Source organism: Gordonia tangerina (genome assembly GCF_021556435.1).
GTDB lineage: Bacteria > Actinomycetota > Actinomycetes > Mycobacteriales > Mycobacteriaceae > Gordonia > Gordonia tangerina.
In genome coordinates, this window is record NZ_JAKGCU010000002.1 from 84,309 (window position 1) to 109,851 (window position 25,543).

At 68.2% G+C, this 25,543-nt stretch carries 16 protein-coding genes; 2 read left to right on the plus strand and 14 right to left on the minus strand.

The features are described 5' to 3' along the window. Positions 1-2: 2 nt before the first annotated feature. The 13 genes from L1892_RS03595 to aspS form a co-directional block, all read right to left on the minus strand. Positions 3-560 carry a shikimate kinase gene (locus L1892_RS03595; protein ID WP_235722085.1) on the minus strand — a complete coding sequence of 186 codons (558 nt, stop codon included), beginning with the start codon at positions 558-560 and terminating at the stop codon, positions 3-5. After that, a complete protein-coding gene (aroC, locus tag L1892_RS03600) occupies positions 557-1,765 on the minus strand; it encodes a chorismate synthase (RefSeq protein ID WP_235722086.1) in 1,209 nt (402 codons plus the stop codon). Before aroC ends, L1892_RS03595 begins: the two co-directional genes overlap by 4 nt. 51 nt (positions 1,766-1,816) lie before the next feature. Next, on the minus strand, positions 1,817-2,200 hold the full coding sequence (locus tag L1892_RS03605) for a prepilin peptidase (protein WP_235722087.1): 384 nt from the start codon (positions 2,198-2,200) through the stop codon (positions 1,817-1,819). Positions 2,201-2,320: 120 nt separating this feature from the next. Continuing rightward, complete coding sequence (locus L1892_RS03610) at positions 2,321-3,148, minus strand: shikimate dehydrogenase (protein WP_235722088.1); 828 nt, start codon at positions 3,146-3,148, stop codon at positions 2,321-2,323. 5 nt (positions 3,149-3,153) lie between these two features. Further along, positions 3,154-4,971 carry an endolytic transglycosylase MltG gene (locus tag L1892_RS03615; RefSeq protein WP_235722089.1) on the minus strand — a complete coding sequence of 606 codons (1,818 nt, stop codon included), beginning with the start codon at positions 4,969-4,971 and terminating at the stop codon, positions 3,154-3,156. 100 nt (positions 4,972-5,071) lie between these two features. Beyond that, entirely contained in the window at positions 5,072-5,503 is a 432-nt protein-coding gene (ruvX, locus tag L1892_RS03620; RefSeq protein WP_235722090.1) for a Holliday junction resolvase RuvX, read from the minus strand. Then, positions 5,500-8,208 (minus strand): alanine--tRNA ligase, encoded by a 2,709-nt coding sequence (gene alaS, locus L1892_RS03625; RefSeq protein ID WP_235722091.1) that lies wholly within the window; start codon positions 8,206-8,208, stop codon positions 5,500-5,502. Before alaS ends, ruvX begins: the two co-directional genes overlap by 4 nt. An 88-nt stretch (positions 8,209-8,296) precedes the next feature. Next, positions 8,297-9,787 (minus strand): replication-associated recombination protein A, encoded by a 1,491-nt coding sequence (locus L1892_RS03630; RefSeq protein WP_235722092.1) that lies wholly within the window; start codon positions 9,785-9,787, stop codon positions 8,297-8,299. A 6-nt stretch (positions 9,788-9,793) separates the two neighbouring features. Then, positions 9,794-10,978, minus strand: coding sequence for a phosphotransferase (locus L1892_RS03635; protein WP_235722093.1), 1,185 nt, complete (start codon positions 10,976-10,978; stop codon positions 9,794-9,796). Positions 10,979-11,173: 195 nt separating this feature from the next. Then, positions 11,174-12,142: a transglutaminase family protein gene (locus tag L1892_RS03640; RefSeq protein WP_235722094.1), complete on the minus strand. Its 969-nt coding sequence runs from the start codon at positions 12,140-12,142 to the stop codon at positions 11,174-11,176. Next, positions 12,142-14,847: a circularly permuted type 2 ATP-grasp protein gene (locus tag L1892_RS03645; protein WP_235722367.1), complete on the minus strand. Its 2,706-nt coding sequence runs from the start codon at positions 14,845-14,847 to the stop codon at positions 12,142-12,144. The genes L1892_RS03640 and L1892_RS03645 overlap by 1 nt, the downstream gene beginning before the upstream one ends. 41 nt (positions 14,848-14,888) lie before the next feature. Beyond that, complete coding sequence (locus L1892_RS03650; RefSeq protein ID WP_235722095.1) at positions 14,889-18,359, minus strand: transglutaminase family protein; 3,471 nt, start codon at positions 18,357-18,359, stop codon at positions 14,889-14,891. A 122-nt stretch (positions 18,360-18,481) separates the two neighbouring features. Next, complete coding sequence (gene aspS / locus L1892_RS03655) at positions 18,482-20,323, minus strand: aspartate--tRNA ligase (protein ID WP_235722096.1); 1,842 nt, start codon at positions 20,321-20,323, stop codon at positions 18,482-18,484. Positions 20,324-20,486: 163 nt separating this feature from the next. Here aspS and ypfJ point away from each other — a divergent pair, with 163 nt between their 5' ends. Continuing rightward, a complete protein-coding gene (gene ypfJ / locus L1892_RS03660; protein WP_235722097.1) occupies positions 20,487-21,353 on the plus strand; it encodes a KPN_02809 family neutral zinc metallopeptidase in 867 nt (288 codons plus the stop codon). After that, positions 21,350-23,014, plus strand: a complete 1,665-nt coding sequence (locus L1892_RS03665; protein ID WP_235722098.1) for a DUF885 domain-containing protein — start codon at positions 21,350-21,352, stop codon at positions 23,012-23,014. The genes ypfJ and L1892_RS03665 overlap by 4 nt, the downstream gene beginning before the upstream one ends. Positions 23,015-23,024: 10 nt before the next feature. Here L1892_RS03665 and L1892_RS03670 read toward each other — a convergent pair whose 3' ends face one another. After that, positions 23,025-24,920 (minus strand): HNH endonuclease signature motif containing protein, encoded by a 1,896-nt coding sequence (locus tag L1892_RS03670; RefSeq protein ID WP_235722099.1) that lies wholly within the window; start codon positions 24,918-24,920, stop codon positions 23,025-23,027. Positions 24,921-25,543 lie beyond the last annotated feature (623 nt).

The following is a 25,543-nucleotide window of genomic DNA, read 5'->3' on the forward strand; positions in this document are numbered from 1 at the left end:
AGTCACGGCCTTTCTCCCACTCTCTCGCCCGTCAGGGCGTGGGCCAGTCGGGTCAGGATGGCATCGGCCACCGTATCGGGCTCACCGGCGCCGGCGTCGACGACGAACACCGACGCACGTACATAGGTGTCGTCGCGCGCGGCGAGCAGCTCGGCATAGCGCGCGTGCGGATCGTCTCCGGCGATCAGCGGCCGATCGCTGTCGGCGACCCGGGCGAAGCCCGCATCGGCATCGATGCGCAGATAGATCACCCGGTGACCTGCGAGCGCGGACTCGACCGCAGGGGTCATCACGGCCCCGCCGCCGAGGGCCACCACGCCGCGATGGGTGCGCAACACGTCGAGCACCACGTCGCGTTCGATCTCGCGGAAATGTTGGGGCCCGTCGGAGGTGAAGATGTCCGGGATGCTGCGGCCGGTGGTACGAACGATCTCGGAGTCGGTGTCGACGAAATCGACTCCCAGCCGGTCGGCGAGGATACGACCCACCGTCGACTTACCGGCCCCCATGAATCCGATCAGGACGGCCGACGGCCCGCGGTCGGTGAACTCTCCGGTCATGAACGTGGGAACCGGGCGTCGACGCGTTTGCGGTAGGCGGCAACGTTGTCGGCGGTCTCGGCGACCGAGTCGCCACCGAACTTCTCCAGCGCCGCCTGGGCCAGGACGAGGGCGACCATCGCCTCGGCGACCACGCCGGCGGCGGGGACCGCGCACACATCGGAGCGCTGATGGATGGCGACCGCCTCGTCTCCGGTCGCCATGTCGACGGTGGCCAGTGCGCGCGGCACCGTTGAGATGGGCTTCATCGCGACCCGCACACGCAGGTCCTCGCCGTTGGTCATCCCGCCTTCGAGGCCACCGGCACGGTTCGTCGAGCGAAGCACCCCGTCCGGTCCCGGCACCATCTCGTCGTGGGCCTGACTGCCGCGCCGCCGGGCGGTGGTGAACCCGTCGCCGACCTCGACCCCCTTGATCGCCTGGACGCCCATCAACGCACCGGCCAGTCGTGCATCCAGTCGCGTCTCGCCGCTTACATGCGAGCCCAAGCCGACCGGCACATCCGTGGCGACCACCTCGACCACACCACCGAGGGTGTCGCCGTCCTTCTTGGCCGCCTCGATCTCGGCGATCATCCGATCCGCGGATGCAGAATCGAAGGCACGTACCGGACTCTCGTCGATGGCGGTGAGGTCGCCGTGACGCGGCGCCGGACCGTCGTAGGGTTCACTGGCGCCGATCGAGATGACGTGCGAGAGCACCTCGATACCCAGGACCTGTCGCAGAAAGTTGCGAGCCACGGTCCCGGCGGCGACGCGGGCGGCAGTCTCGCGCGCGCTCGCCCGCTCCAACACGGGCCGAGCGTCGTCGAACCCGTACTTGAGCATCCCGGAGTAATCGGCATGGCCGGGGCGCGGCCGAGTCAGCGGCGCATTGCGCGCGCTGCCCTCCAGCTCGGCCGGATCCACCGGGTCGGCGGCCATCACCGTCTCCCATTTGGGCCACTCGGTGTTACCGATCTCGACGGCCACCGGGCCGCCCATGGTGCGGCCGTGGCGGAGTCCACCGACGATGGTGATCTTGTCCGCCTCGAATTTCATCCGGGCGCCACGGCCGTAACCGAGCCGGCGGCGGGCGAGTTGTTCGGCGATGTCGGTCGAGGTGACCTCGACACCGGCCACCATGCCTTCGATCAGGGCTACCAGGGCCGGGCCATGCGATTCTCCGGCAGTCATCCAGCGCAACACAGTGATCAATTGTTCCATGCGACCATCGACCTGCGGTGCGCGCATCCCACCCGCACGAGTGCGGTGCCCTCAGCCGAGGCCCAGCCCGATGACGGCGGCGGCCACGAGCGCCGGAGCGTGCGGCCGCGGACCACCCGAGCGCACCCACAAATGATCGAGACCCCCGAGTGTCGCGGCGAGGAGCACCACCAGCAAGGCGAGGGTCGGATCTGCGACCAGCCCGCCGATGGCGAAGGCCAACTTGATGTCACCACCGCCGCCGTGACCCACGAGCGCCGCGATCAGATACGGGACCGCGGCGAGTGTCGCTGCGGCCCCCACCGCCGGGTCTGTGGGGATGAGCGTGACGGGTATCACCAGACCTGGCCACATCAACGCCACCGGGATGCGCCCCGTGCGGCGGTCGCGCTCGGCGATGGTCGCCAACCAGCAGAGGACGAGAACGGTGGCCATCGACCCACCGTGCCCGCCACGCCGCGGCGGCGGCGTTGCCCGCGTCCGCCGCTTGTGGACCGGTCCCGGCCTGTGGATGGATTGGTCGACGAGTCACCGTCGACGCGTTACGGCGGCGGCTCAGATCGCGCCGAGCGCGGCAGCCATCGCCTCGCGCGGCGCCGGCATCTCCGTGAACTGCTCGACCTGGCTGTATGCCTGATTCAGCAACATCACCAACCCGCCGACGACGTGGCCACCCGCGGCGGATACCGCCTCGGCCAGCGGCGTCGGCCATGGGTCGTAGATGACGTCGACCAGCCGTGGAGCCCCGGCGAGCGCACCCGCCAGGGCGTCGGCGCCACTCGCGGGCACTGTCGAGATCACCACCCCGCTGATGCGCGCGCGCTCGGCGAGCACATGGTCGGCGTGGAAAGGCAACACCGACACCGTCAGGCCGAGTCGCTGCGCGAGATCGATGACCGGCTCTGCGCGTCCCGCGTCTCGGGCCACGACGGCCAGGTCGGTGAACCCGAGGTCGGCGAGCGCGGCGACCGTCGGCAACGCCGTGCCCCCGTTTCCGATCATCGTTGCGGTGGCGTTGACCTGCGCGTCGGCCCCCACTTCGGAGAGGGCGCCGGCCATTCCATCGATGTCGGTGCAGTCGGCCCGCCAGCCCCGCTCGGTGCGCACCAACGTGTTCGCCGAGCCGACCAGCTCTGCACGAGCCGTGCATTCGTCGGCGAACGCCAACGCCGCCAGCTTGGCCGGCATGGTCACCGACAACCCGACGAACTCCGGCCCCAGCCCCGACACCAACTCCGGCAACGCTTCGGCGGTGCACTCGATGCGGTCATAGGTCCAATTGGTGAGCCCGAGCGCCCGGTAGGCGGCCAGGTGCAGGTCCGGGGAACGCGAGTGCCCGACCGGGGATCCGAGCACGGCGGCCCGGCGTGTGGTGGATGTCATCGTCGTCAACTGCACCCGGTGGTCAGCAACTGGTTCTCACAGGCCTGCTCACGATTGCGTTTGTGCTGTTCGAAGGTGTCGGCGAACAGCGTGGTGCCGTCCCGATCGATGGTCACGAAGTAGAGCCAGTTTCCGGGGGTCGGGTACTCCACGGCGGTCAGCGCACGCTCCCCGACCGCACCGATCGGCGTAGCCGGCAGGCCTTCGATGCGGTAGGTGTTCCACACGTTGTCGGCGCGGTAGGCCTCACCGTAGACGTCGATGTTGGTGACCTCGGCGGTGTAGTTGGCGGTGGAGTCCATCTCCAGCCGCTGACCTTTGTCCAGGCGGTTGAGGATCACCCGGGCGACCTTGGCATAGTCGTCGGGGTCGGTGACCTCCCGTTCGACGACCGACGCGGCGACCAGCGTCTGGTACGGGGTCAACCCCGAGTCGTGTGGTTCGAGCAGCCCCCACTGCTCGAATCGAGATGTGCTGGCCGTGATCAGATCGTGCAGGATCGACGTCGCCGAATCGTTGGGGTCGATGGTCTCCCAGGTGCCCGGCGCGATGAGGCCCTCGATCCGCCGATGATCTCCGTCCAGATTCTGCACCTCCGCACGCGCCCAGTCGGGCACGCCGAGCTGTTCGGGGGTGTCCTGCGCCGCTGCCTGTTCCAGCTCGGCGACGTCGGTACCGATGCGCTCCCCGTTCACGGTGACCGCTGTGGCGTTCTCGATCATCTGGAAGATGCCCGGAGTGATCTTGCCGTCGACCCCCTCCTTGTTGTCGAGCTGCAGCCCCTCGGGCACCACCATGCGCCCGACCCGGTGCGCGGTGTCGTCGGTCATCATCTCTACCGCCGTCGCTGCCGGGATCTGGGTGCGCAGCTTGTAGTACCCGCCGGACATCGGCTGTCCGTCGGCGGCGTTGATGAACGCCTGCACGCTACCGACCACATCGTTGTCCTCGAGGATCTGGCCGAAGTCCATCAGCGTCGAGTTCTCCGGGATGTCCACGATCACGTCGGCAGTGCCCGCGGCGTCGGTGTAGTCCTTGGTGTTCTCGAAGACCCCGAAGGCTCGCAGACCGACGAAACCGACGCCGACGACCAGGATCAGCATGCAGGTGAGCACGATCGCCAACACGACACGCTTGCGGAGCCGACCCGCGGTGGCCGGCCGAGTACGTCCCGACTTCCCCGCGCCCGAACGGCGGGTCCGGCCGCCGTCACGGCGCCCGGGGTTCACCGATTCCGGATCGTCGCGGTCGTCCCAGAGGTCCAGGACACCCTCGGCGCTGTCACCGGCGTCCGCACGGTCCTCGTCGAGCACGTTGGGGGGCGCCGCAACGGGTCGCGGCGGAACCCGGTGGGGCACGGCGCGCCGCATGGGGTCGTCGAACTCGCCACCGCGAACCGGAATGGCGTTGTCGGGTTCGTGGAAATGATCGACGGGTTGACGTGGCGGTAGGCGGCGTGGCGTCACCCGTTCGGGTTGCGGTCGGCCCGGTCGCCCTGCGGGCGGCGGAGCCGGCCACCCGCCGGTAGCCGCCGACGGTGACGGCGGTGAGGACGGCGTCGGCCCGGTGGTTGGTGCGGGTGCGTCGTGGGCCTGCGGATCGATGCCGCGGGCTCCACCGGAACCCGTCGTCGCGGGCGGCTGCACCGTTGGTTGCGGCCCGGTCATCGTCGGGTCACCCGGCACGGCCCGGCGCCGCCGGTGGCGTGTGGAGGGCTTTCCGTCGGCGGGTTGGGTGAAGTACCGCAACCGCTCGAGATCGAGCTGTTCGGTGGGTTGGTCGGACAGATCGTGCCGCCTCGGTCGGTGGCGTTCGTCGGTCACCGAGCGATTCCTCCCCGGGTCGGGCATGATTCGGTCGCGGGACACGCAGTCTTCGTGATCGCGAATTGCGTTGTGCCGTCTGGACGGACGCATGCAGAAGTCATCGTCGCGAGTCCAGCCACCCTTGCAGGATAGCGACCGCGGCCGCCTGATCAATCACGGCACGCGAGGACTTGGCGTTGCGTCCACTCGCTCGCAGGGCCTGGCTCGCGGTGACGGTGGTCAGTCGTTCATCGTGGTACTCGACCGTCACGGGCGCGATGCGCTCGGCGAGGAGGTCACCGAACTCCCGCGCCAGTCCGGCTGCGGTACCACTCTCGTTGCGCAGAGTCTTGGGTAACCCCACCACGACACCGACGGCCTCGTATTCCTCGACCAGCGCGGCGATCCGCGTGAGATCCGAGTGACCACCGGGCGTACGCCGTACCGTCTCGACCGGGGTGGCGAGAATGCCGTCGGGGTCGCACACGGCGATCCCGATACGCACCGAACCGACGTCGACCCCCAGACGCCGTCCGCGAGTCCAGGTCATCGATCCCGCACGACGTCGCGGATCCGGCCCATGGCCGGTTCGACCCCGGCCGGGTCCGAGCCGGCTCCCTGCGCCAGGTCGGGTTTACCGCCGCCACGGCCCCCGACGAGGGGGGCGACCTCTTTCACGAGGTCACCTGCCTTGATGCCGTGGCTCCGGGCGGATTCCGTCGTCGCGACCACGAACGGCACCTTGGTGCCGTCGGCACTCGGTGCGAACAGCGCGATCACCGCGAGTCGATCGGCGACCTTGCCGCGCAGATCGGTCGCCAGACCCCGCAGACCGTTGGCGTCAAGCCCGCCGGGCACCAGTCCACCCACGAGCAGGGTGTCGCCCGACACGGTCGCCGCATCGATCAGACCGCCGGCGGCAGCGCGAGCCGAGTCCGCACGCAGCCGCTCGACCTCACGTTCGGCGTCCTTGAGGCGTGACACCAATTGCTCGACACGGTCGGGCACCTCGTCCGACGGCACCTTCAGCGAGGACGCCAGGCCGGCCATCAGGGCCCGTTCCTTGGACAGGTACCGGAACGAATCCATGCCCACGTAGGCCTCGACACGCCGGATCCCCGAACCAACCGACGACTCGCCGATCACGGTCACCGGACCGATCTGCGCCGACGACGCGACGTGTGTGCCGCCGCACAACTCCATCGAGAACGGCCCGCCGATCTCGACGACGCGTACGACGTCCCCGTAGTTCTCACCGAACAACGCGACTGCGCCCATCTGCTTGGCCTCGGTCAGCCCGGTCTCAAAGGTGTGCACCGGATAGTTGGCCTCCACGGCGGCGTTGCTGATCTCCTCGATCTCGCGACGCTGACTGTCCGACAACGGTTTGCCGGAGTGGAAGTCGAAGCGCAGATATCCCGGACGGTTGAGCGAGCCGGCCTGGGTGGCGGTGGGTCCGAGCACCTCACGCAGCGCGGCGTGCACCATGTGCGTGCCGGAGTGGCCCTGCGTCGCTCCGTGGCGCCAGGACTGGTCCACCGCGGCGATGACCTCATCCCCCTCGGCGATCTCACCTTCGTCGACGGTGACCTTGTGCAGCCAGACGGATTTGCCCGCCTTCTGCACGTCGGTGACGCGCAACCGGACACCGTCACCGGTGGTGATGGTGCCGACGTCGGCCATCTGGCCACCGGATTCGGCATAGAGCGGGCTGCGGTCGAGTACCACCACCAACTCCTGGCCCGGCGTTGCGCTCTGCACGCGGGCGCCATCGGCGACCAGGCCGAGGACGGTCGCCTCGGAGATGAGTTCGTCGAACCCGGTGAACAGGGTGGGCCCACGGTCGAGGAACTCACGGTACACCGACAGGTCGGCATGGCCGGATTTGCGGGCCGTCGCATCGGCCTTGGCACGCTGCTTCTGCTCGGCCATGAGCTCGGTGAACCCCTCACGATCGACCGAGAGGCCGGCCTCGGCGGCCATCTCCAGGGTGAGGTCGATCGGGAATCCGTAGGTGTCGTGCAGGGTGAACGCGTCGTCACCGCTGATCGTCGAACGGTCGGCGGCCTTGGTGGCCGTTGCGGCGTCGGCGAACAACTTCGAGCCGGCGGCGAGGGTCTTGCTGAACGAGGCTTCCTCGGCGACGGCGACATCGACGATGTGCTCACGCTGCTCGGCGAGGTTCGGATAGGACGGCGACATGGTGTCGACGACCAGCGAGATGATGTCGCCCATCGTCGGCTGATCCGCCGCTGCCGGAGCCGTCCCGCTCGCTTCGCTCCCGGCGGTCAACAGCCGCACCGACCGGACCACGCGCCGCAGCAATCGGCGCAGCACATAGCCACGTCCGTCGTTGCCGGGCAGGACCCCGTCGCCGATCAGCAGTGCGGCGGTGCGGGCGTGGTCGGCGATCACCCGGAATTTCACGTCGTCGTCGTGGTTGCCGGCCCCGTAGGCGCGACCGGTCAGCCGGGACGCCAGGTCGATGATCGGCTTGAGCAGGTCGGTCTCGTAGACATTGTCGACACCCTGCAGGATGCAGGCGACCCGCTCGATGCCCAGACCGGTGTCGATGTTCTTCTTGGGCAGCGGACCCAGGATCTCGTAGTTGTCCTTGCCGCCGCCCGGGCCGCGGACGTTTTGCATGAAGACGAGATTCCAGATCTCGATGTAGCGGTCCTCGTCGGCCTCGGGCCCGCCCTCGACACCGTAGGCGGGTCCGCGGTCGTAGAAGATCTCCGAGCACGGGCCGCACGGGCCGGGCACGCCCATCGACCAGTAGTTGTCCTTGAGCCCCCGACGCTGGATGCGCTCGGCGGGTACCCCGATCTCGTCGCGCCAGATGGATTCGGCCTCGTCGTCGTCGAGGTAGACGGTGGGCCACAGCTTCTCCGGGTCGATCCCGTAGCCGCCCTCGTCGACACTGTTCGTCAGCAGCGACCAGGCGAACCCGATCGCCTCGCGCTTGAAGTAGTCACCGAACGAGAAGTTGCCCGCCATCTGGAAGAAGGTGTTGTGCCGGGTGGTGATGCCGACCTCCTCGATGTCGAGGGTGCGCACACACTTCTGGACGCTGGTCGCACGGTCGAACGGCGGGGTCTGCTCGCCCAGGAAGTACGGCTTGAACGGGACCATGCCGGCATTGACGAACAGCAGGTTCGGATCGTCGAGGACCAGCGAGGCGCTGGGCACTTCGGTGTGGCCCGCCTTGATGAAGTGATCCAGGAAGCGCTGCCTGATGTCATGCGTCTGCACTGAGTTCGTCCTTGAAGTGGTGGTCGGTCACGCCGTCGACGTCCCGCTGCCCCGGTGATCTCGTGTCCGGGCTGGTCGACACACCAGCCTACCGTCGGCGCGCCCGGCTGGTGACACCCCGCACGATGGAACGCAACTTGCCCAGTCGCGGGCCGATCTCTCGCTCATTGCCGTGATCGGTCGGCTGGTAGTAGTCGACGCCGACGAGATCGTCGGGGGGATACTGCTGCGCGAGCACTCCATCGGGGTCGTCGTGAGGGTAGCGATAGCCGATCCCGCTGCCCAGACCCTGTGCCCCCGCATAGTGGCTGTCCCGCAGATGCGCCGGCACCGCACCCGACTTGCCTGCTTCGACGTCGGCGATCGCGGCACCGATCGCCGATACCACTCCGGCGGACTTGGGCGCGGTCGCCAGGTGGATGGTCGCCTGGGTCAGTGCCAGGCGGGCCTCCGGCATGCCCACCAGGGCGACCACCTGCGCTGCGGCGACGGCGGTCTGCAGTGCCATCGGATCGGCCATACCGATGTCTTCGCTGGCATGGATCATCAGCCGCCGCGCGATGAATCGCGGGTCCTCCCCCGCGACGATCATCCGGGCGAGATAGTGCAGCGCGGCGTCGACATCGGAACCGCGGATCGATTTGATGAACGCGCTGGTGACGTCGTAGTGCTGGTCGCCGTCGCGGTCGTAGCGGACCGCAGCGCGGTCGATCGCGGCCTCCACGTCGGCGATGTCGATCACGGGCGCAGCGGACGCCCCGGATTCGAACGTCGATTCGTCGTCGGTCGGGTCGGCATCGTCGGTCGGGTCGGCATCAGTCGGGTCGTCGTCGGGGTCGCGTGCACGGTCGTCGCCCCGCAGTGCCGCATCCGCACTGGCCTCCAGTGCGGTCAGCGCTCTGCGCGCGTCACCGCCGGCCACCGCGACCAGATGATCGAGCGCGGCGTCGGTGACCTCGACACCGGCGTCGAGTCCCCGGGGGTCGGTGATGGCCCGGGTGAGCACCTCGCGGATGTCGGCGTCGGTCAAGGACCGCAGCTGCAACACCAGAGACCTCGACAGCAACGGCGCGACCACCGAGAAGGACGGATTCTCGGTGGTGGCGGCGACGAGCAGCACGATGCGGTTCTCCACTGCATCGAGCAGCGCATCCTGCTGTGTCTTGGAGAACCGATGGACCTCGTCGATGAACAACACCGTCTGCTGACCGTCGACCAACCGCCGTCGTGCCACGTCGATGACGGCTCGGACCTCTTTGACCCCGGCCGACAACGCCGACAGGGCCTCGAACCGGCCACCGGTGGCGCGCGAGATCAACGCGGCCATGGTGGTCTTGCCGGTACCCGGCGGTCCGTAGAGCATCACCGACGCCGCACCGGAACCGTTGATCAGGCGACGCAGCGGGGAGCCGGCGCCCAGCAGATGCTGCTGACCGACGATCTCGTCGAGCGACTGTGGCCGCATCCGCACCGCCAGCGGCGCAGACGGCGACGGCGTGCTCGTCAGCGCACCGCCGGTCACCGCACCACCACCGGGCGCGGCGATCGGGCCGGGCGGAGGGTCGAAGAGCCCATCCATACCGGGTCAGGTGAGCCAGGTGCGCTGCAAGGCCGCCCCTAGTTGCGCGGCGAACTCGGCGATCGTCGGATCACCACCGCGCACCGCAGCGGCGGACAGGTCGGTCCACCGGGCCACGACGACTCGCGGATCGTTGGTGTGCAACGCCCAGTCGTGGGTGTAGCCGGCCGGACTGATCGCGAAGCCGGCCTGATTCAACTGATCGATCTCCGCAGCCGTGGAGGCGTCCTTGGCCGGCAGCATCCACGTCGTCGACAGCCAGGTCCACAGCAGTCGTGCGGTGAGGATCTTGCGGGCGCAGTCGGCGTCGCGGCCCAGCGACGGCCAGATGGCGTGGACCTCGGATCGCCACGCGTCCACGAGCGCGATCTCCAGATCCGCCCGGTGCCCGGCGTTGACCGGTGACAGTTGCGCGCCGCAGGTGACCAGGGCGTAGGCGATGTCGAGGGTCGCGTCCCGGAATCCACCCCATTCGTAGTCCATGAACTGGACGCCGTCATCGTTGAGCAGGATGTTCTCCGGGCCGACGTCCGACGGGCTGAAAGCGCGGTGATCGCCGTCGACGAACAGGGTGCACGCCGCGGCGAGGCGGTCCCGGATGTCGTCGGGAAGGTCCACTCCCAGCCGTGACAACTGTGCGGGCGCGTCGGCGATCGCGCGACCGGCCGATTCGGCCAGGATGTCGACATCCTCGGAACCCGCCGCGTCGCGACGCAGGATGGCGAGGAAGTCGATCTCTCCGCCGACCGTCGCGGCATGCATCCGCCCGAGCGCCTGCCCCCACGCGCTGACCGCATGGGAGGCGTCGGCAGCGTCGGGGCCTGCCAGCAGTGAGTTCATCGAGCGCCCGTGTCCCAGGTCGGTGAGCACCAACACCCGGGTCTCCGAATCAGAGGCGATCAGCTGTGGTCCCGGCCGGGACTCACTCGGCAACGCATTGGCGTACTTGTAGGACGCGAGCTCGCGGTGGAATGCGCGCGGATCCTCGTCGGCGGGGAGCACCTTGATGACCAGCGTGCGGTCCATCGACAAGGGGTTGGCCAGCACCCGCGCCCGGACCACGACCGTACGGCCGCTGCCGCCGAGGTCTTCTGGGTCGGCGAGGGTGACGGGGGCGCCGGCCCGGTGCGACAGCACCGCCTCGGCTGCACGCACCACACTGGTGATGCGACTCTCAGTTATTACCGTCATGTCGTCTACCAACCTACCCAATCCGCGATCGCGGTGTCGTCGTCTTCATCCATCTGCAACCCAGTTGCCGCACGCAACCCCTCCAAAAACCCCAGATCTTGTCTCGCACAACAAGGGTCGCGCCGTTAAGACTCCACGTCAGCACATGTCGTACGTTCGGACCACCATCGTCGCGAGCCCGTGACAAGCGCGGGATCAGTCGGTGACGCCGATCGATGTCTCGGGCACCTCATCGGGTGCGCTCTCGATGGGACTCACGTCCACCGACACGTCGATCCGGCTCTTCTTCGACTCGGTGTAGATCACACCCCGTAGCGGCGGTACGTCATCGTAGTCGCGCCCCCACGCGACGGTGACGTGCCGCTCGTCCACGAGTTTGTCGTTGGTGGGATCGAAGGCCACCCAGTGGTCATCGGGCAACCACACGGCCGCCCACGCGTGGCTGGCATCGGCGCCGAAAATGCGTTCGCGACCCGGTGGCGGGTCGGTCGCGAGGTAGCCGGATTCGTAGCGTGCAGCGAGCCCGACCGAACGCAGGCATGCGATCGCGACCCGCGCGAAGTCCTGGCAGACGCCCATCCGCCGCTGCATCACGGTGTCGACCCGGGTGCTGATGGCCGTCGATCCCGACTTGTAGTCGAAGTCACGGTAGATGCGTCCGGTGAGGTCAGTGACCGCCTCGATCATCGGCCGACCGGGAGTGAACACGTCGCCCGCGTACTCGCGGACCGCAGCGGTGATCTCCGGCGGGTACAGATCGAGGACGTACTCGGTGGCGGCCGCCCCGGCCACCCCGGCAGCAGCCGGGCGCGCCAGCTCCCACGGTCCGAGCGCAGCCGCCGACAACAGCACGGTGGCGTCGGGTGGGTCGACCTCGACGACGGATGTGGCGGTCACCGTCAGCTCGTCGTGGTTGCTGCGCACATGGAAGTACGAGTCACTGTTGCCGTACACGTCCACCCCGGTGGACCAGTCGTCGGGTTCCGGATCGATCCTCACCTCGGCGTCCAGCACTCGCTGACCGGGCAGGTCGCGCGGCGTGAGGTAGCACCGCCCGTACGACGACGACACGACGTCGTCGTAGGTGTAGCGGGTTCGGTGCATCACCCGATACCGGCGGGTGGCACCGGGTTCGACGGCCCGGCCCTGCTCGGGACTGCTCATCACAGCGCACCTCCCCCGCCCCAGATGGGCTGCGCCTCGCGCGGCGGTGCGAATCGGGTCCGGTTGAGCACGTCGGACAGCTCGCGCACCCCGGCACCGATGGCGGTCATCAACTCCTCGAGGTCGGTCCGTCGGCCTGCGGTGTCGACGGTGGCCAGATCGTCCGGGTCCGAGCGGCGCAATTCGGCGATGAGATCCTCGATGATGCGTTCGGCGGCCGCGGATCGCAGCGCATCCGGCAGGGCGCCGAGGTTCTCCTGGAGCCGGTTGAACTGGAAGACCATCGCTCGTGGGTTGGTCTCGTCGAAGAAGAGCAGCTCGGCGACGGCGTCGAGTTGGTAGAGGCCGCGGTTACGGCGCCGGTAGATGACCGACGACTCGTTGGCGACCAGGAATGACTCCAGCAGCGTCTGTTCGACCTCCCGGTCGTGATGTTCGACGAAGAGGGCGCGGGTCAACTCGGCCAGGTTGACCGCTCGTTCGATACGTCGGCCGATGTCCAGATACCGCCACCCGGCGTCGTGCACCATCGAGTCGGCCTGCAGACCGGCCAGGGCCAGCACACCGTGGAGCACCTCGTCGTGGGTGTGACCCAGTTCGGAACCGAGGTCGAGCCCCGCATCGGTGCCGCCGGTCTCGCGGGCCGCGCGGACCTGGGCAGCGAGCTGCTCGATGGCGCGTTCGACCGGCGCCAGCACCATCCACGTGCTCGTCGACATCTGGTCGCGCACCGCGCGGGCGGTCGACACCAACCGCTCTGCCGAGTGCGCGATCGTTCCCGGCACGACCCGCGCCACGGTGAGATCGGTCAGTTTCGCGATCGCGTCGACGACCCGCTGCGGGCTCGGCGTGCCGTCCTCGGCCTCGGCGGTGAGCTCGGCGGTCCGCAGGTAGGCGGCAGTTCCGGTCACGGTGGCGGCGGCATGCAGCACCAGCGGCACGGCCGCGGTACCGCTCATCCAGGGCCGGTATTGCACCTCCTGGTAGCGCTCGCGGGCCACTTTCGCCAGCCGGGTGGTGGCCTCGGTGCGCTCACCGTAGCGACCGAACCAGAACAGGTCGGCCAGCACGCGTGGGCTGGCCGCCGCTGCGACGTCGGAGTATTCGAGTGCGCGGGCATGCCGCACCGCGCCCCGCGACACCGCTTCGTCGACCGCCCCGGTCGCCGTGGTGGTCGAACGCCGCGACACGTGACCGCCGATGTCCGAGCTGGTGACCCAGACGTCCTTGGCGGCGATCGTACGTTGTGCAGCTCCCGCGGGTCCATCGGTCAACACGGCACCGAGACCACCGGGCATCACCGCGTAGGTGGGGCCCTGCGCGACGCTGAAGGCTCGGATGCCGACCGGCGCGGGCCGTACCGAACCGGCACCCGGCGCATCGTTTCGGCCGGGTGTCATGCTCGGCGCCACCGAATAGGAACGCAGCTCCCGTCCCACCCACTGCCAGGACTCGACCTCGACGCGGGCGGCCAGTTCGGCGCGTGCCGCGGCGTCGACCAGCGGCGCCACGACCTCTTCGCCGGTGCGGAAGTTGGTCAGCACGAGGTGGTCGAGGTCGGCACGGATCTTTCCGCGCTGCACGTCATCGCCGGCCCAGTAGGTGGGCACCGACGGTAAGGCGAGCTCCTCGTCGACGAGAACCGGGGCCAGCCTGTCCAGGACCGTGTGGATGGCGGGATTCTCGACCACCCCGCTGCCGAGAGTGTTGACCACGGTCACCGTGCCCCGCGACACGGCCTCCACCAGGCCCGCGACACCCAGGCGTGAGTCGGTGCGAAGGTCCAGCGGGTCGGCGTACTCCGCGTCGATCCGCCGCAGCAGCACGTCGACACGTTTGAACTTGCCGAGCGAGCGCATGTAGACCACCCCGTCTCGCACGGTGAGGTCGCTGCCCTCCACGAGGGGGAAGCCCAGAACCGCAGCCAGATATGCCTGGTCATAGGCTGTCTCGGACATGCTGCCCGGACTCAGCACCGCCACGGTGGGGTCATCGACGCCGGGTGGCGCGTAGTCGAACAGGGCCAGCCGGACGGTGCCGGCGAAGTTGGTGACCGGACGAGGTGCACACGTCTGGAACAGCTGTGGGAAGGTACGCGACAGCAGCCGACGGTCGATCATCGCGAAGCCGATGCCCGACGGCGCCTGAGTGCGGTCGGCGAAGACCTCGAAACGGCCGTCGGGGGCGCGTCCCAGATCCAGCGCGTGCAGGAACAGCGCGTGCGGACCGGGCAGTTCGAGGCGTACCGCCTTGCGGATGTAGCCGGGGTGGCCGAACACCATCTCGGGTGGGACCAGCCCCGAGCGGATGGTCTTCTGGTCGCGGTACAGGTCGCGCAGCAACAGGTCGAGCACTGTCGATCGCTGGATGATCGCCTTTTCCAGATCGGACCAGTCGACCCCGTCGACCACCAGTGGTACCGGGTCGACCTGCCAGTCGCGCGCCACCGTGACGCCACCGACGACCTGGTTGTAGACCACACCCTCGTCGCCGATCGCGGTGGCGAGCCGACCGGCCGCGGACCGCAGTCGCGCGTCTCCGCGCAGCCCGTATCCGGCCACCAGATCTGTCCACGCCGTTCGCACTCGACCGTCGGTGTCCAGCATCTCGTCGTACGGAGTCGTCGCACTCGGTGATGCGGTGGGCGCGGCGAGTCGTGCCACGTCGAACAGGGCGGAACCGTCTGGACGGTACCGGTCGAACACCGCGGGCAGGCCGACGCCGGCAGGGTGGTCCGACGAAACAGTCACCGGAGAACTGTACGTGCCCGACGCAGATCCAGAATTGCCGGGACCCCGGTGTCGGTGGCGATGCGCGCCTGCCGCTCCCGCAGGAGCCCGACGTCGACGGAACCGCTCGTGTGGCCGGATGCCTCGAAGCGGCCGTTGCGTCGTGATTCGGCTTCCACGGCGTTGACCGGCGGACGGTCGTAGGCCCGCCCGCCGGGGTGCACCACGTGGTAGGTGGCACCACCGACGGATCGTTCGGAGACGGTGTCGACCAGATCGAAGGTCAGCGGGGTGTCAACAGTGATCGTGGGATGCAGCGAGCTCGGCGGCTGCCAGGCGCGGAAGCGGATACCGCCCACCTGCTCGCCGGTGCGTCCGGTGGGCCGCAGCGGTATCGGGTAACCGTTGCACGTGAGCAGGAACCGGTCGTCGTCGCCGCCGAGCACCCGTACCTGCACCCGCTCGATCGACGAGTCGACGTAGCGGGCGGTGCCGCTACCGGTGGACTCCTCGCCGAGGGTGTTCCACGGCTCGATCGCGCCGCGCAGTTCAACCTCGTGGTCGCGGATCTGCACAGTCCCCAACCGAGGGAAGCGGAACTCGGTGAACGGATCGAGCCATGCCGTATCGAATGCGTAGCCGGCTTCGCGCAGTTCCTCGGCGACCGCGGCGATGTCGGCGATGACGTAGTGCGGGAGGAGGTGTTTGCCGTGCAGGTCGGCGCCGTGTCGGATCAGTCGGCCGCGGTAGGGCTGTTCCCAGAACCAGGACACCAGCGAGCGCACCAGCAGCGACTGCACCATCGCCATCTGATGATGCGGCGGCATCTCGAAGGCCCGCAACTCCAGCAGCCCCAGACGTCCGCGGGGCGAGTCGGGACTGTAGAGCTTGTCGATGCAGAACTCCGCACGGTGGGTGTTGCCCGTGATGTCGGTGAGCAGATGTCGCAGCGCGCGATCGGTCACCCACGGGTTGGGGGGCGCGTCGACGCCTTCGCCGGCGGCTGCCTTCACCGCGAGTCGGTCGATTTCGGCGAACGCGATCTCGAGTTCGTACAGCGACGACTCCCGCCCCTCGTCGACGCGGGGCGCCTGTGAGGTGGTACCGACGAACCGCCCGGAGAACAGGTACGACAGCGACGGATGCCGCTGCCAGAACGTCAGCATCGACACCAACAGATCCGGTCGGCGCAGCATCGGGGAATCGGCGGGCGTGGGCCCGCCCAGCGTGATGTGATTGCCTCCGCCGGTGCCGCCGTGACTGCCGTCCAGGTCGAAGGTCTCGGTCCCGAGGCGGGCCCGTCGCGCGTGGTCGTATAGCGATTCCAGCAGTTCGGACTGTTCTCCGAAGCTGTTGGTGGGTTGGATGTTGACCTCGATGACTCCCGGATCCGGGGTCACGGTAAGCGTGGTGAGACGACCATCGGTGGGCGGGCCGTACCCCTCGACCACCACGGGGGTGTCGATGGCAGTGGCGGCTTCCTCCACCATCTCGACGATGGCCAGGAACTCCTCCAGCGTGGCGGTCGGCGGCAGGAAGACGTGCAGCACTCCCCCACGCATCTCGGCGACCACGGCGCTACGTGGCACGAAGGCAGCGGGGTCCATCTCGCGGACCGTCACGCCCAACGCTTCGGCGGGATCGTCGGGCAGCGGGTCGGGGCGGGCCGACGGGTCGGATTCGAACAGGGTCGGCGCGGGCCCCCAAGACAACGAGTTCAGGGGCAACCGCAGGCCTGCTGGGGAGGTGCCCGGGGTGAGCACCAACCGTCCGCGGCGCGTGGTCCAGCGGGCACTGTGCCATGCGGTCTCGTCTTCGGAGCGGCTCAACGGCAGCACATAGGCCGTCGGCGCATTCACCGCTTCATCCAGTTTGGCCAGCAGTGCCCGCCGCGCCGGCGTGGTGTCGGCCGGTGGTTCGAGGTCCTCGTCGGAGTCGGCGGCCTCGACCGCCGCCTCCGCGAGCTTGGAGGTGACGACGGTGCGCAGCGTGGGATCGGCGCCGGGGTCGCCGGGCGGGAGGGCGGCGAGTTCCCGCATCCGCACCAGCGGGTCCTCGAATGCGGGCATCACCTGCGACAACGGAAGTCCGAGCCGGCCGGCAAAAGCGGTCAGCAGTTTCTGCGCGGTCTCCGAGGTACCGCGCGTGCCGGGCGCCGGGCCGCTGGTCTCGACTTCGATGGAGGCCTGCGCCGCGGCGCGATTGCGCCACGGATCGGCCAGTAACTCGGGACGACGCCAGATGGGGTGGCCGTCGGTGCGCCACAGCAACGCGATCTGCCAGCGCGGCAGCGGTTCACCGGGGTACCACTTGCCCTGGCTGCGCTGCACCAGCCCGGTCGGTGCGTAGGCATCCTTGAGGCGCCCGGCGAGGTCGGAGGCCAGCGCCCGCTTGTGCGGGCCGTCGGCGGCGGTGTTCCATTCGGGGTCGGTCTGATTGTCGATGGAGACGAACGTCGGCTCACCGCCCATGGTGAGCCGGACATCGTTGTCCGCCATCTTCTGGTCGAGGTCGGCGCCGAGTTCCTGCACGCGTTTCCACTGCGACGCGGTGTAGGGCAGCGTGACGCGGGGATCCTCGTGGAATCGGGTGACCGTGTTGGAAAAGTCGAGGGTGGCGTGACACGGACCGGTCGCACCGGCGATCGGTGCCGCACCGCCCGGGTTCGGGGTGGCGGCGAGCGGGATGTGGCCTTCGCCGGCGAACAGGCCCGAGGTGGGATCCATACCCACCCAGCCGGCGCCGGGCAGGTAGACCTCGGTCCAGGCGTGCAGGTCGGTGAAGTCGGCGTCGGGGCCCGACGGGCCGTCCAGCGACTTGATGTCGGAGGTCAGCTGCACCAGGTAGCCGGAGACGAAGCGCGCCGCAAGCCCCAGTTCCCGCAGGATCGCGACGAGCAGCCACGCCGAATCACGGCAGGATCCGATCCCACTGGCCAGGGTGTGCTCGGGCGTCTGGACACCGGCCTCGAGCCGGACGGTGTAGCCGACGGCCTGCTGGACGGCCTGGTTCAGCGCGACCAGGAAGTCGATGATCCGGATCTCGGCGGTGGGTTTGTGTCGCGCGGCGAATTCGGCGACCGACGGATGCACCGGCGCACCCACGAACTCCCCCTCGCTGACGCCGACGGGCCGCAAGAAGATCTCCAGATCGTGGCGCAGCTCTTCGGGGTAGTCGAAACCGTAGTTCTCGGCCCAGTCCTCGATGAAGAAGTCGAACGGGTTGATCGCGGTGAGGTCGGCGATCAGACTCACCGAGATCGACAGCACCGACGAGGGTTCCGGGAACACCAACCGGGCCTGATAGTTGCTGAAGGCATCTTGCTGCCAGTTCAGGAAGTGCTGTGCCGGTTCGACATTGAGCGAGTACGCCTCGATCGGCGTGCGCGAGTGCGGCGCAGGTCGCAGCCGCACCACATGCGGAAAGATCTTGACCGGGCGATCGAATGCGTAACTCGTGCGGTGCTCGAGGGCCACCTTGATCGTCATGGTCAGAAATCACATCACAATTACCGATCCGATGCCGGGTTTGCGGTGGGCATCACCGACATAGCCGAAGCGCCGTCGGCCGATCGGGATGACATATCCGGATCGACCGACGGTGGACCACGTCAGGATTCGCCGGTGGTGTGTTCGGCGGTAGCCGCCGACTCGGTGGTCGTAGGGCCGTCGCCGGTCCCGGTCTGTTTGCGCGGAATCGGCTTCGCGTCGATTCCCGACTCCTTGCGCTGCTGGGCAGTGATCGCCGCCGGTGCATCGGTGAGCGGGTCCACGCCGCCACCGGACTTCGGGAAGGCGATGACCTCGCGGATGGAACTCTCCCCGGCCAGCAGCGCGGTGATGCGGTCCCAGCCAAAGGCGATGCCGCCATGCGGCGGCGCACCGTAGGCGAAGGCGTCGAGGAGGAAGCCGAATTTCTCCTGCGCCTCGTCGTGGCCGATGCCCATGATCTCGAACACCCGTTCCTGCACGTCACGCTCATGGATACGGATCGAACCGCCGCCGATCTCGTTGCCGTTGCACACGATGTCGTAGGCGTAGGCCAGCGCCGAACCCGGGTCGGATTCGAGAGCTTCGATCGATTCCGGCTTCGGGGCGGTGAACGCGTGGTGCACGGCGGTCCAGGCGCCGGAGCCGACGGCGACGTCACCGGAGGCCGTCGCGTCGTCGGCCGGTTCGAACAGTGGGGCGTCGACGACCCACGTGAACGCCCAGTCGCCGTCCTTGATCAGGCCGAGGCGATCGGCGATCTCACCACGGGCGGCACCGAGCAGAGCGCGCGACGACTTGACCGCGCCGGCGCCGAAGAAGACACAGTCCCCTGGCTTCGCACCCACGTGCTCGACGAGCCCGGCGCGTTCGGCGTCGGACAGGTTCTTGGCGACCGGGCCGCCCAGTTCGCCGTCCTCACCCACGAGGACATAGGCCAGTCCCTTGGCGCCGCGCTGTTTGGCCCATTCCTGCCAGGCGTCGAGCTGCCGGCGTGGCTGCGACGCGCCGCCGGGCATGACCACCGCGCCGACGTAGGGCGCCTGGAACACCCGGAACGGCGTGTCCTTGAAGTACTCGGTGCACTCGACGAGTTCGATGTCGAACCGGAGGTCGGGCTTGTCGGTGCCGAACCGCCGCATCGCGTCGGCGTAGGTGATCCGTGGGATCGGCGAGGTGATCTCGACGCCGATCAGCTGCCACAGTGCGCGCAGGATGTCTTCGGCCAGCGCGATCACGTCGTCCTGATCGACGAAGCTCATCTCGATGTCGAGCTGGGTGAACTCGGGCTGCCGGTCGGCACGGAAATCCTCGTCGCGATAGCAGCGGGCGATCTGGTAGTAGCGCTCCATCCCGGCGACCATCAGCAGCTGTTTGAACAGCTGCGGGCTCTGCGGCAGGGCGTAGAACGTGCCGGGCTGTAGGCGGGCGGGCACCAGGAAGTCGCGCGCCCCCTCCGGCGTCGATCGCGTCAGGGTCGGGGTCTCCACCTCGACGAAGTCGTGCTCGGCGAGTACGCCACGCGCGGCCGCGTTCACCTTGGAGCGCAGCCGCAGCGCGCGGGCCGGCCCCTCTCGGCGCAGGTCGAGGTAACGATAGTGCAGCCGCGCTTCCTCGCCCGGGTTCTCGTCGAGCTGAAACGGCAACGGCGCCGCGGCGTTGAGGACCTCGAGGGAGACGGCATTGATCTCAATCTCGCCCGACTGCAGGTTCGGGTTCTCGCTGCCCTCGGGGCGCACCTCGACGACGCCGGTGACCGCGACACAGAACTCTGCGCGCAACCGGTGTGCGGCCTCTGCCACCGCCTCGTCGCGGAAGACGACCTGGACCAGCCCGGAGCTGTCGCGCAGATCGATGAAGACCACGCCACCGTGATCGCGGCGGCGCGCGACCCACCCGGCGACGGTGACGGTCTGCGAGGCGTCGGCGCGACGAAGCGAGCCGGCGAGATGCGTGCGGAGCACTCAGGAGTCCTTCCCAATGGAGATCGAGGCGAATCTCGGCTCATCCTACTGTCGTGACCAGGACCGACCCGCAACCGGGCAGGTGGGCGAATATGCTCGACCCTGCCGGACCGGACAACGGTGCGGGACGGTCGGGCCGTGGCGCAGAACGCGAGGAGCGGGGATGGTTTTTCAGGGCGACGGGCCACTCGACACCGGCTCGGTCTCCGGTGGTGGTGGCGGTGGCGGTGTGGGCCGTATCGCCGTCGGGGGTGGTGCCGGTCTGATCATCACCATCGTCGCGCTGTTCTTCGGAATCGACCCCGGTTCACTCACCGGTGGTTCGTCGTATGGCGGTGGAACCGCCGACAACCGGGACGTGGCGCAGATCAACCAGCACATCCAGTCGTGCACCATCGAAAAGGCGAACGTGGACACCATCTGCCGCATCGTCGCCACCACCAACAGTCTCGACGCCGTGTGGTCGGACCTGATGCCGGGCTACACGCCGCCGAGCACCAAGATCTTCACCGGTGCGGTGAGTACCGGCTGCGGCCCGGCGACGTCGGCGACCGGGCCGTTCTACTGCCCGGCCGACCAGACGGCCTACTTCGATCCCTCCTTCTTCGCCCAGCTCGAACAGATGGGCGGCAGCGACGGGCCACTCGCGCAGGAGTATGTGGTTGCCCACGAGTACGGCCATCACATCGAGAATCTGACCGGGGTGCTCCAGCAGGGCAACCGCATGGGGTCGCAGGGTCCGCGCTCCGGTTCGGTCCGCGTGGAACTGCAGGCCGATTGCCTCGCCGGGGTGTGGGCGTATCACGCCGACAACGGCCCGGACGCGATGCTCGAGCCGTTGACCCCCACACAGATCGACACGGTGATCCAGACCGCGAAGGCGATCGGCGACGACACCATCCAGGGCGCGAATTCCAACCCCGAGGGTTGGACCCACGGCTCGTCCGAGCAACGCGCCCGTTGGTTCACCGTCGGCTACGACTCCGGTGACCCGCGGCGCTGCGACACCTTCGCGACCAACGACCTATGACCGGGCCCGCCGGATCGATGCCACGCGAACCGAGTGCGATCGATCGCATCGCCGAGCAGTACCTATCGGATCTGACGGCCCAGGATCCGCTGTTCGCCACCGAGATCGGCGTGGCCGGGCACGATCACCTGTTGACCGACTTCTCCCCCGCCGCCTGTGCCGCGCGCGCATCGTCGGCGCGGGCGACCGTCCACGCACTGGCCGAGGCCCATTGCGTGGACGATGTGGATCGGGTCACGGTCGCCACCATGTGTGCATCGTTGCGCCGCGAGATCGCCCTCGCCGAAGCCGGTGAACGTGTCGGAGACTGCAATGTGATCGCTTCGCCACTCCAGGCGGTCCGCGACATCTTCGACCTCATGCCCGCCGACACGCCGACGCAGCGCGACGTTTTCCTGGAGCGTCTGCGCGCGCTGCCGGAGTGTGTCGACACGATCATCGACGGCCTGCGTCATCGGATCGCTCACGGCCCGCCGCTCGCCCAGAGGCAGGTCGAACTCGTTGCGGCACAGGCAAGCACCGCAGCCGACGCGATCGCCTCCAACACGGGTCCGCTCGCCGCCGACCCCCGCCTGCAGGGTCCGCTCGAGGTGGCGTTGAGTGACGCGCGGGTGGCGTTCGGGGCCCTCGTCGCGGTGCTGCGTGCGGAGGCCGCACCGTCGGCAACCGCGGTGGATGGGGTTGGGCGCGAACGATATCTGCGTTTTCTCCCGGCCTACCTCGGCGCCGACGTGGACCCGGACGAAGCGTATGCGTGGGCGACCGACCGACTGTCGGCGATCGTCGCCGAGCAGGCGGCGCTCGCCCACGACCTGTTGCCGGGTGCATCGGTCGCCGAGGCGATGGCCCATCTGGATACGCTGCCGCGCTATGCAGTTCACGATCGCCACGAATTCGTCGCGTGGATGCAGGAGTTATCCGATCGCGCAGTGGAGGGCCTGGCCGGAACACATTTCGACATCCCGGTGCGGTTGACCCGGCTGGAGTGTCGCCTGGCGCCTTCGTCGACCGGGATCATCTACTACACCCAGCCGAGTGCAGATTTGTCCCGCCCCGGGCGCATGTGGTGGTCGGTACCGCCGGAGCAGGAGGTGTTCCACACATGGCAGGAGACCACCACGGTCTTCCACGAGGGGGTTCCGGGGCATCATCTGCAACTCGGCGCTGCGATCGTCAGTGACGATCTCAACGCGTGGCGGAAACTGGCGTCGTTCACCTCGGGCCACGGCGAGGGTTGGGCTCTTTACGCTGAGCGACTGATGGCCGAACTCGGATGGCTCGACGATCCTGGCGATCGGATGGGCATGCTCGACTCGCAACGTCTGCGAGCGGCACGCGTGGTGGTGGACATCGGTGTGCACTGCAGGCTCCGCGCCCCCGCTGCGATGGGCGGCGGGACCTGGGACGCAGCCAAGGCCTGGCAGTTCCTCACCGATTCGGTGGCGATGGACCGTTCGGTGTTGCGTTTCGAACTGGACCGCTACCTGGGATGGCCCGGTCAGGCGCCGTCGTATGCGCTCGGACAGCGGGTATGGGAAGAGACCCGAACCGCAGCGCTCGCCACCCACCGCGACTGGACGCTGAGGGATTTCCATACTCGCGCACTGGCCCTCGGCGGAGTTTCCCTCGATGTGCTGGCCGGTGAACTCGCGTCGGGGTGAGCTCCCGCTGTCATCTGGGGTAGGTGACGATGACCTGTCCGGTGCGCGCGTTGCGCCAGGAGATGGTGCGGTCGGTGTGCATGGTCGGTATCCACGGCCCGTCATGCTTACGGTCGTGGTCGGGGCGGCACAGCGGTGCGAGGTTGAACGCCACGGTCCAGCCACCGGCCACCGGGTCGGCATGGCAGAACTTGAGCAGGTGGTCGAGTTCGCACTCCTCAGACGGGCGACCGCAGTAGGGATAACGGCAGCGCCGGTCCAGTTGGATGATCTCCGCCCGCAACGCGGCTGACGGCCTGTAGGTCAGCGCCCCCGGTGGTGGGGCGGCGAACCCACCGTGCCCGGTCAGGTCGATCGGTGGGGCTGGTGCGCGGTTGCCGAAGATGATCAACCCGCTGGCGGTGCGGGTGTCACTCGGTCGGGCGGTGATGGTGGTGGCGTGTGGTGCGATCCGCGCGGCGTGGGCCGGGTCGATGGCGCCGTAGCCCATCAGGCGGGTCGGGTCGAGACCGGTGGGGTCGTGGAGCAGCGTCAGGCCGGGCACGACGAGGTCGGAGTCGGGGTCCGGTTCGGGGTCGTGGGCTGGTTCCGCATCGGCCACGTCGGCGTCGTGCTCGGCAGGTGGTGCGGTGATGAACTCTCGTCGCGGTTCCGGGGAGGGCGCGACATCCTGAGCGGGGTCGACGTCCGAGTCGATGTCGTCGTTGATGTCGGCGAGGGTGATTGGCTGTTCTTCGGCCGCATCAGGCCCGCCCCGCGCGGGTTCGTCGGGGGTCTCGACGGCTGTGTCGACGCCGTCAGCCGTGCTGGTGTCGACCGACGAGTCGCGGACATTGTCGGTGACCGAACTCGGGGTGGCATCCGTGGCCTGCGCCCGGTTGCTGGTGCGGGTCTGCGTGGCGGGGCAGGTGTCATCGCCGCAGTGGCAGCGCAGCTTCGCGCCGGGAGCCTTGATGATCTCGGCGAACGCGGCCACACGTTGGGCTTTGATGCTGCGCCCATCACGACGACACACCCGTCGGCTGATCAAGGCGCTGATGCGGTCACGCAGGTGCACGCCGTGTTCGGCGGGGATGCAGGCATCGACGGTCATGTGCCCGAACGCTTCGGCACCGATCGTCACATCCCCAAACAAGTCGGCGATGTCATCGCGGGTCTCGGCCGCCCGATCCGGATCAAGACTGATGATGATCGCGTCGAGATCATCTCGCAGCGCAGTGTCGGTGGTGGGTCGGCTGGCCAGATCGAGCACCACATCATCGAAATCCCACGGCTCATCATCGGGATCGTCGGTGGTGAGATCGTCGGTGGCGGCAGGGTCAGTCTCGGCCGCAGCGCTATCAGTGTCGTCGGTGCCCTCACCGTCTGTGCCGGCGTCGTCGCTGTCGGCGTCGAGGTCGGCCTCCGGGTCGTCGAGGTCGAGGGTGAGTTCCTCCTCGACATCCTTGCTGTCGGGTTCGTCGGTGTGGGCGTTGTCGGCGAGGTCTGCCAGTCGCTCCCGCAGGTCGCCGGTGGGCCCGGTGGCGGCGCCGCGGATGGCCACACCCAGCCGGTGGGGCCTCAAATCGCCGGCACGGAAGGCATCACGGATCTTGGGGTGCTCGTCGAGCAATTCATCGAGACCGACCCATTCACCGGCTGTGCGTCTAGAAATACCCAACTGCAGCGAGATTTCGCCTTTCGCGGCCTTGTCCGCGGCATTGCGGACCCGGTTCGGAACGAAATCGTTGTACCCGGCCAGACGATCGTTGTAAGTGGATTGCCCGATCTGACGGGCAATCTGCATCGCGATTGCCTGGGCTTGATTACTCAACCGCAACAGATCGCGACCGTACTGCGCCAACTCATCGAGACTGCTGGAAGCCAACAGAGCGTCGTCGGCAGCACGGTCGGTGAACGTGAACACGAAACGCTCCTTTCCAGCGAAGACGGCCTCTGAGGTCGGGATGGATTGGTGGGGAATCGAACTGCTAGCAGACTATCGGGTGGGTCTGACAACTTTTGGTGCGCTACGGGTGGGGTGTGGATGGATCTTTCGGTGAGGTTCTGGGTTCAGGATATCGGCAGGGTGTGACAACTTCGTGTGCGTGAGAGTGGTTGCGTGGGTGGACCCTTCGTGACGCGGCCTAGCAAGCTCGGACGCTCCTCAGGGATCCGGGTGCGGCGTCTATCTCGGTTACCTGAAGGGCGGGAGTCGTTGGCGGGGAATCGGACTGGTATCAGACTATCGGTCAGGTCTGACAACTTCGGGGTGCTGCGGGTGGGGTGCGAATGGACGTGTTCGGCGAGCTGTTGGGTTCAGGATATCGGCGGGATGTGACAACTCTTGGTGAGTGAGTGTGGTTGCGTGGGTGGACCCTTCGTGACGCGGCCCCGCAAGCTCGGACGCTCCTCGGGGAACAGGGGTGACGTGGGGATACGAAGGGGTCCGGGCGCTGCCAACACGGTGACCGAACTCAACCGAACTCGTCCACAACGCACACGGGCCACGACGAGAGCGTTCATCGTCGTGGCCCATCGAGGGTGCGG

What these genes read in the sequence shown, in the direction of transcription:
- L1892_RS03595 (WP_235722085.1), bottom strand. Translation starts at nt 560, where the DNA reads ATGACCGGAGAGTTCACCGACCGCGGGCCGTCGGCCGTCCTGATCGGA.
- aroC (WP_235722086.1), bottom strand. Translation starts at nt 1,765, where the DNA reads ATGGAACAATTGATCACTGTGTTGCGCTGGATGACTGCCGGAGAATCG.
- L1892_RS03605 (WP_235722087.1), bottom strand. Translation starts at nt 2,200, where the DNA reads ATGGCCACCGTTCTCGTCCTCTGCTGGTTGGCGACCATCGCCGAGCGC.
- L1892_RS03610 (WP_235722088.1), bottom strand. Translation starts at nt 3,148, where the DNA reads ATGACATCCACCACACGCCGGGCCGCCGTGCTCGGATCCCCGGTCGGG.
- ruvX (WP_235722090.1), bottom strand. Translation starts at nt 5,503, where the DNA reads ATGACCTGGACTCGCGGACGGCGTCTGGGGGTCGACGTCGGTTCGGTG.
- L1892_RS03630 (WP_235722092.1), bottom strand. Translation starts at nt 9,787, where the DNA reads ATGGATGGGCTCTTCGACCCTCCGCCCGGCCCGATCGCCGCGCCCGGT.
- L1892_RS03635 (WP_235722093.1), bottom strand. Translation starts at nt 10,978, where the DNA reads ATGACGGTAATAACTGAGAGTCGCATCACCAGTGTGGTGCGTGCAGCC.
- L1892_RS03640 (WP_235722094.1), bottom strand. Translation starts at nt 12,142, where the DNA reads ATGAGCAGTCCCGAGCAGGGCCGGGCCGTCGAACCCGGTGCCACCCGC.
- L1892_RS03650 (WP_235722095.1), bottom strand. Translation starts at nt 18,359, where the DNA reads ATGACGATCAAGGTGGCCCTCGAGCACCGCACGAGTTACGCATTCGAT.
- ypfJ (WP_235722097.1), top strand. Translation starts at nt 20,487, where the DNA reads ATGGTTTTTCAGGGCGACGGGCCACTCGACACCGGCTCGGTCTCCGGT.
- L1892_RS03665 (WP_235722098.1), top strand. Translation starts at nt 21,350, where the DNA reads ATGACCGGGCCCGCCGGATCGATGCCACGCGAACCGAGTGCGATCGAT.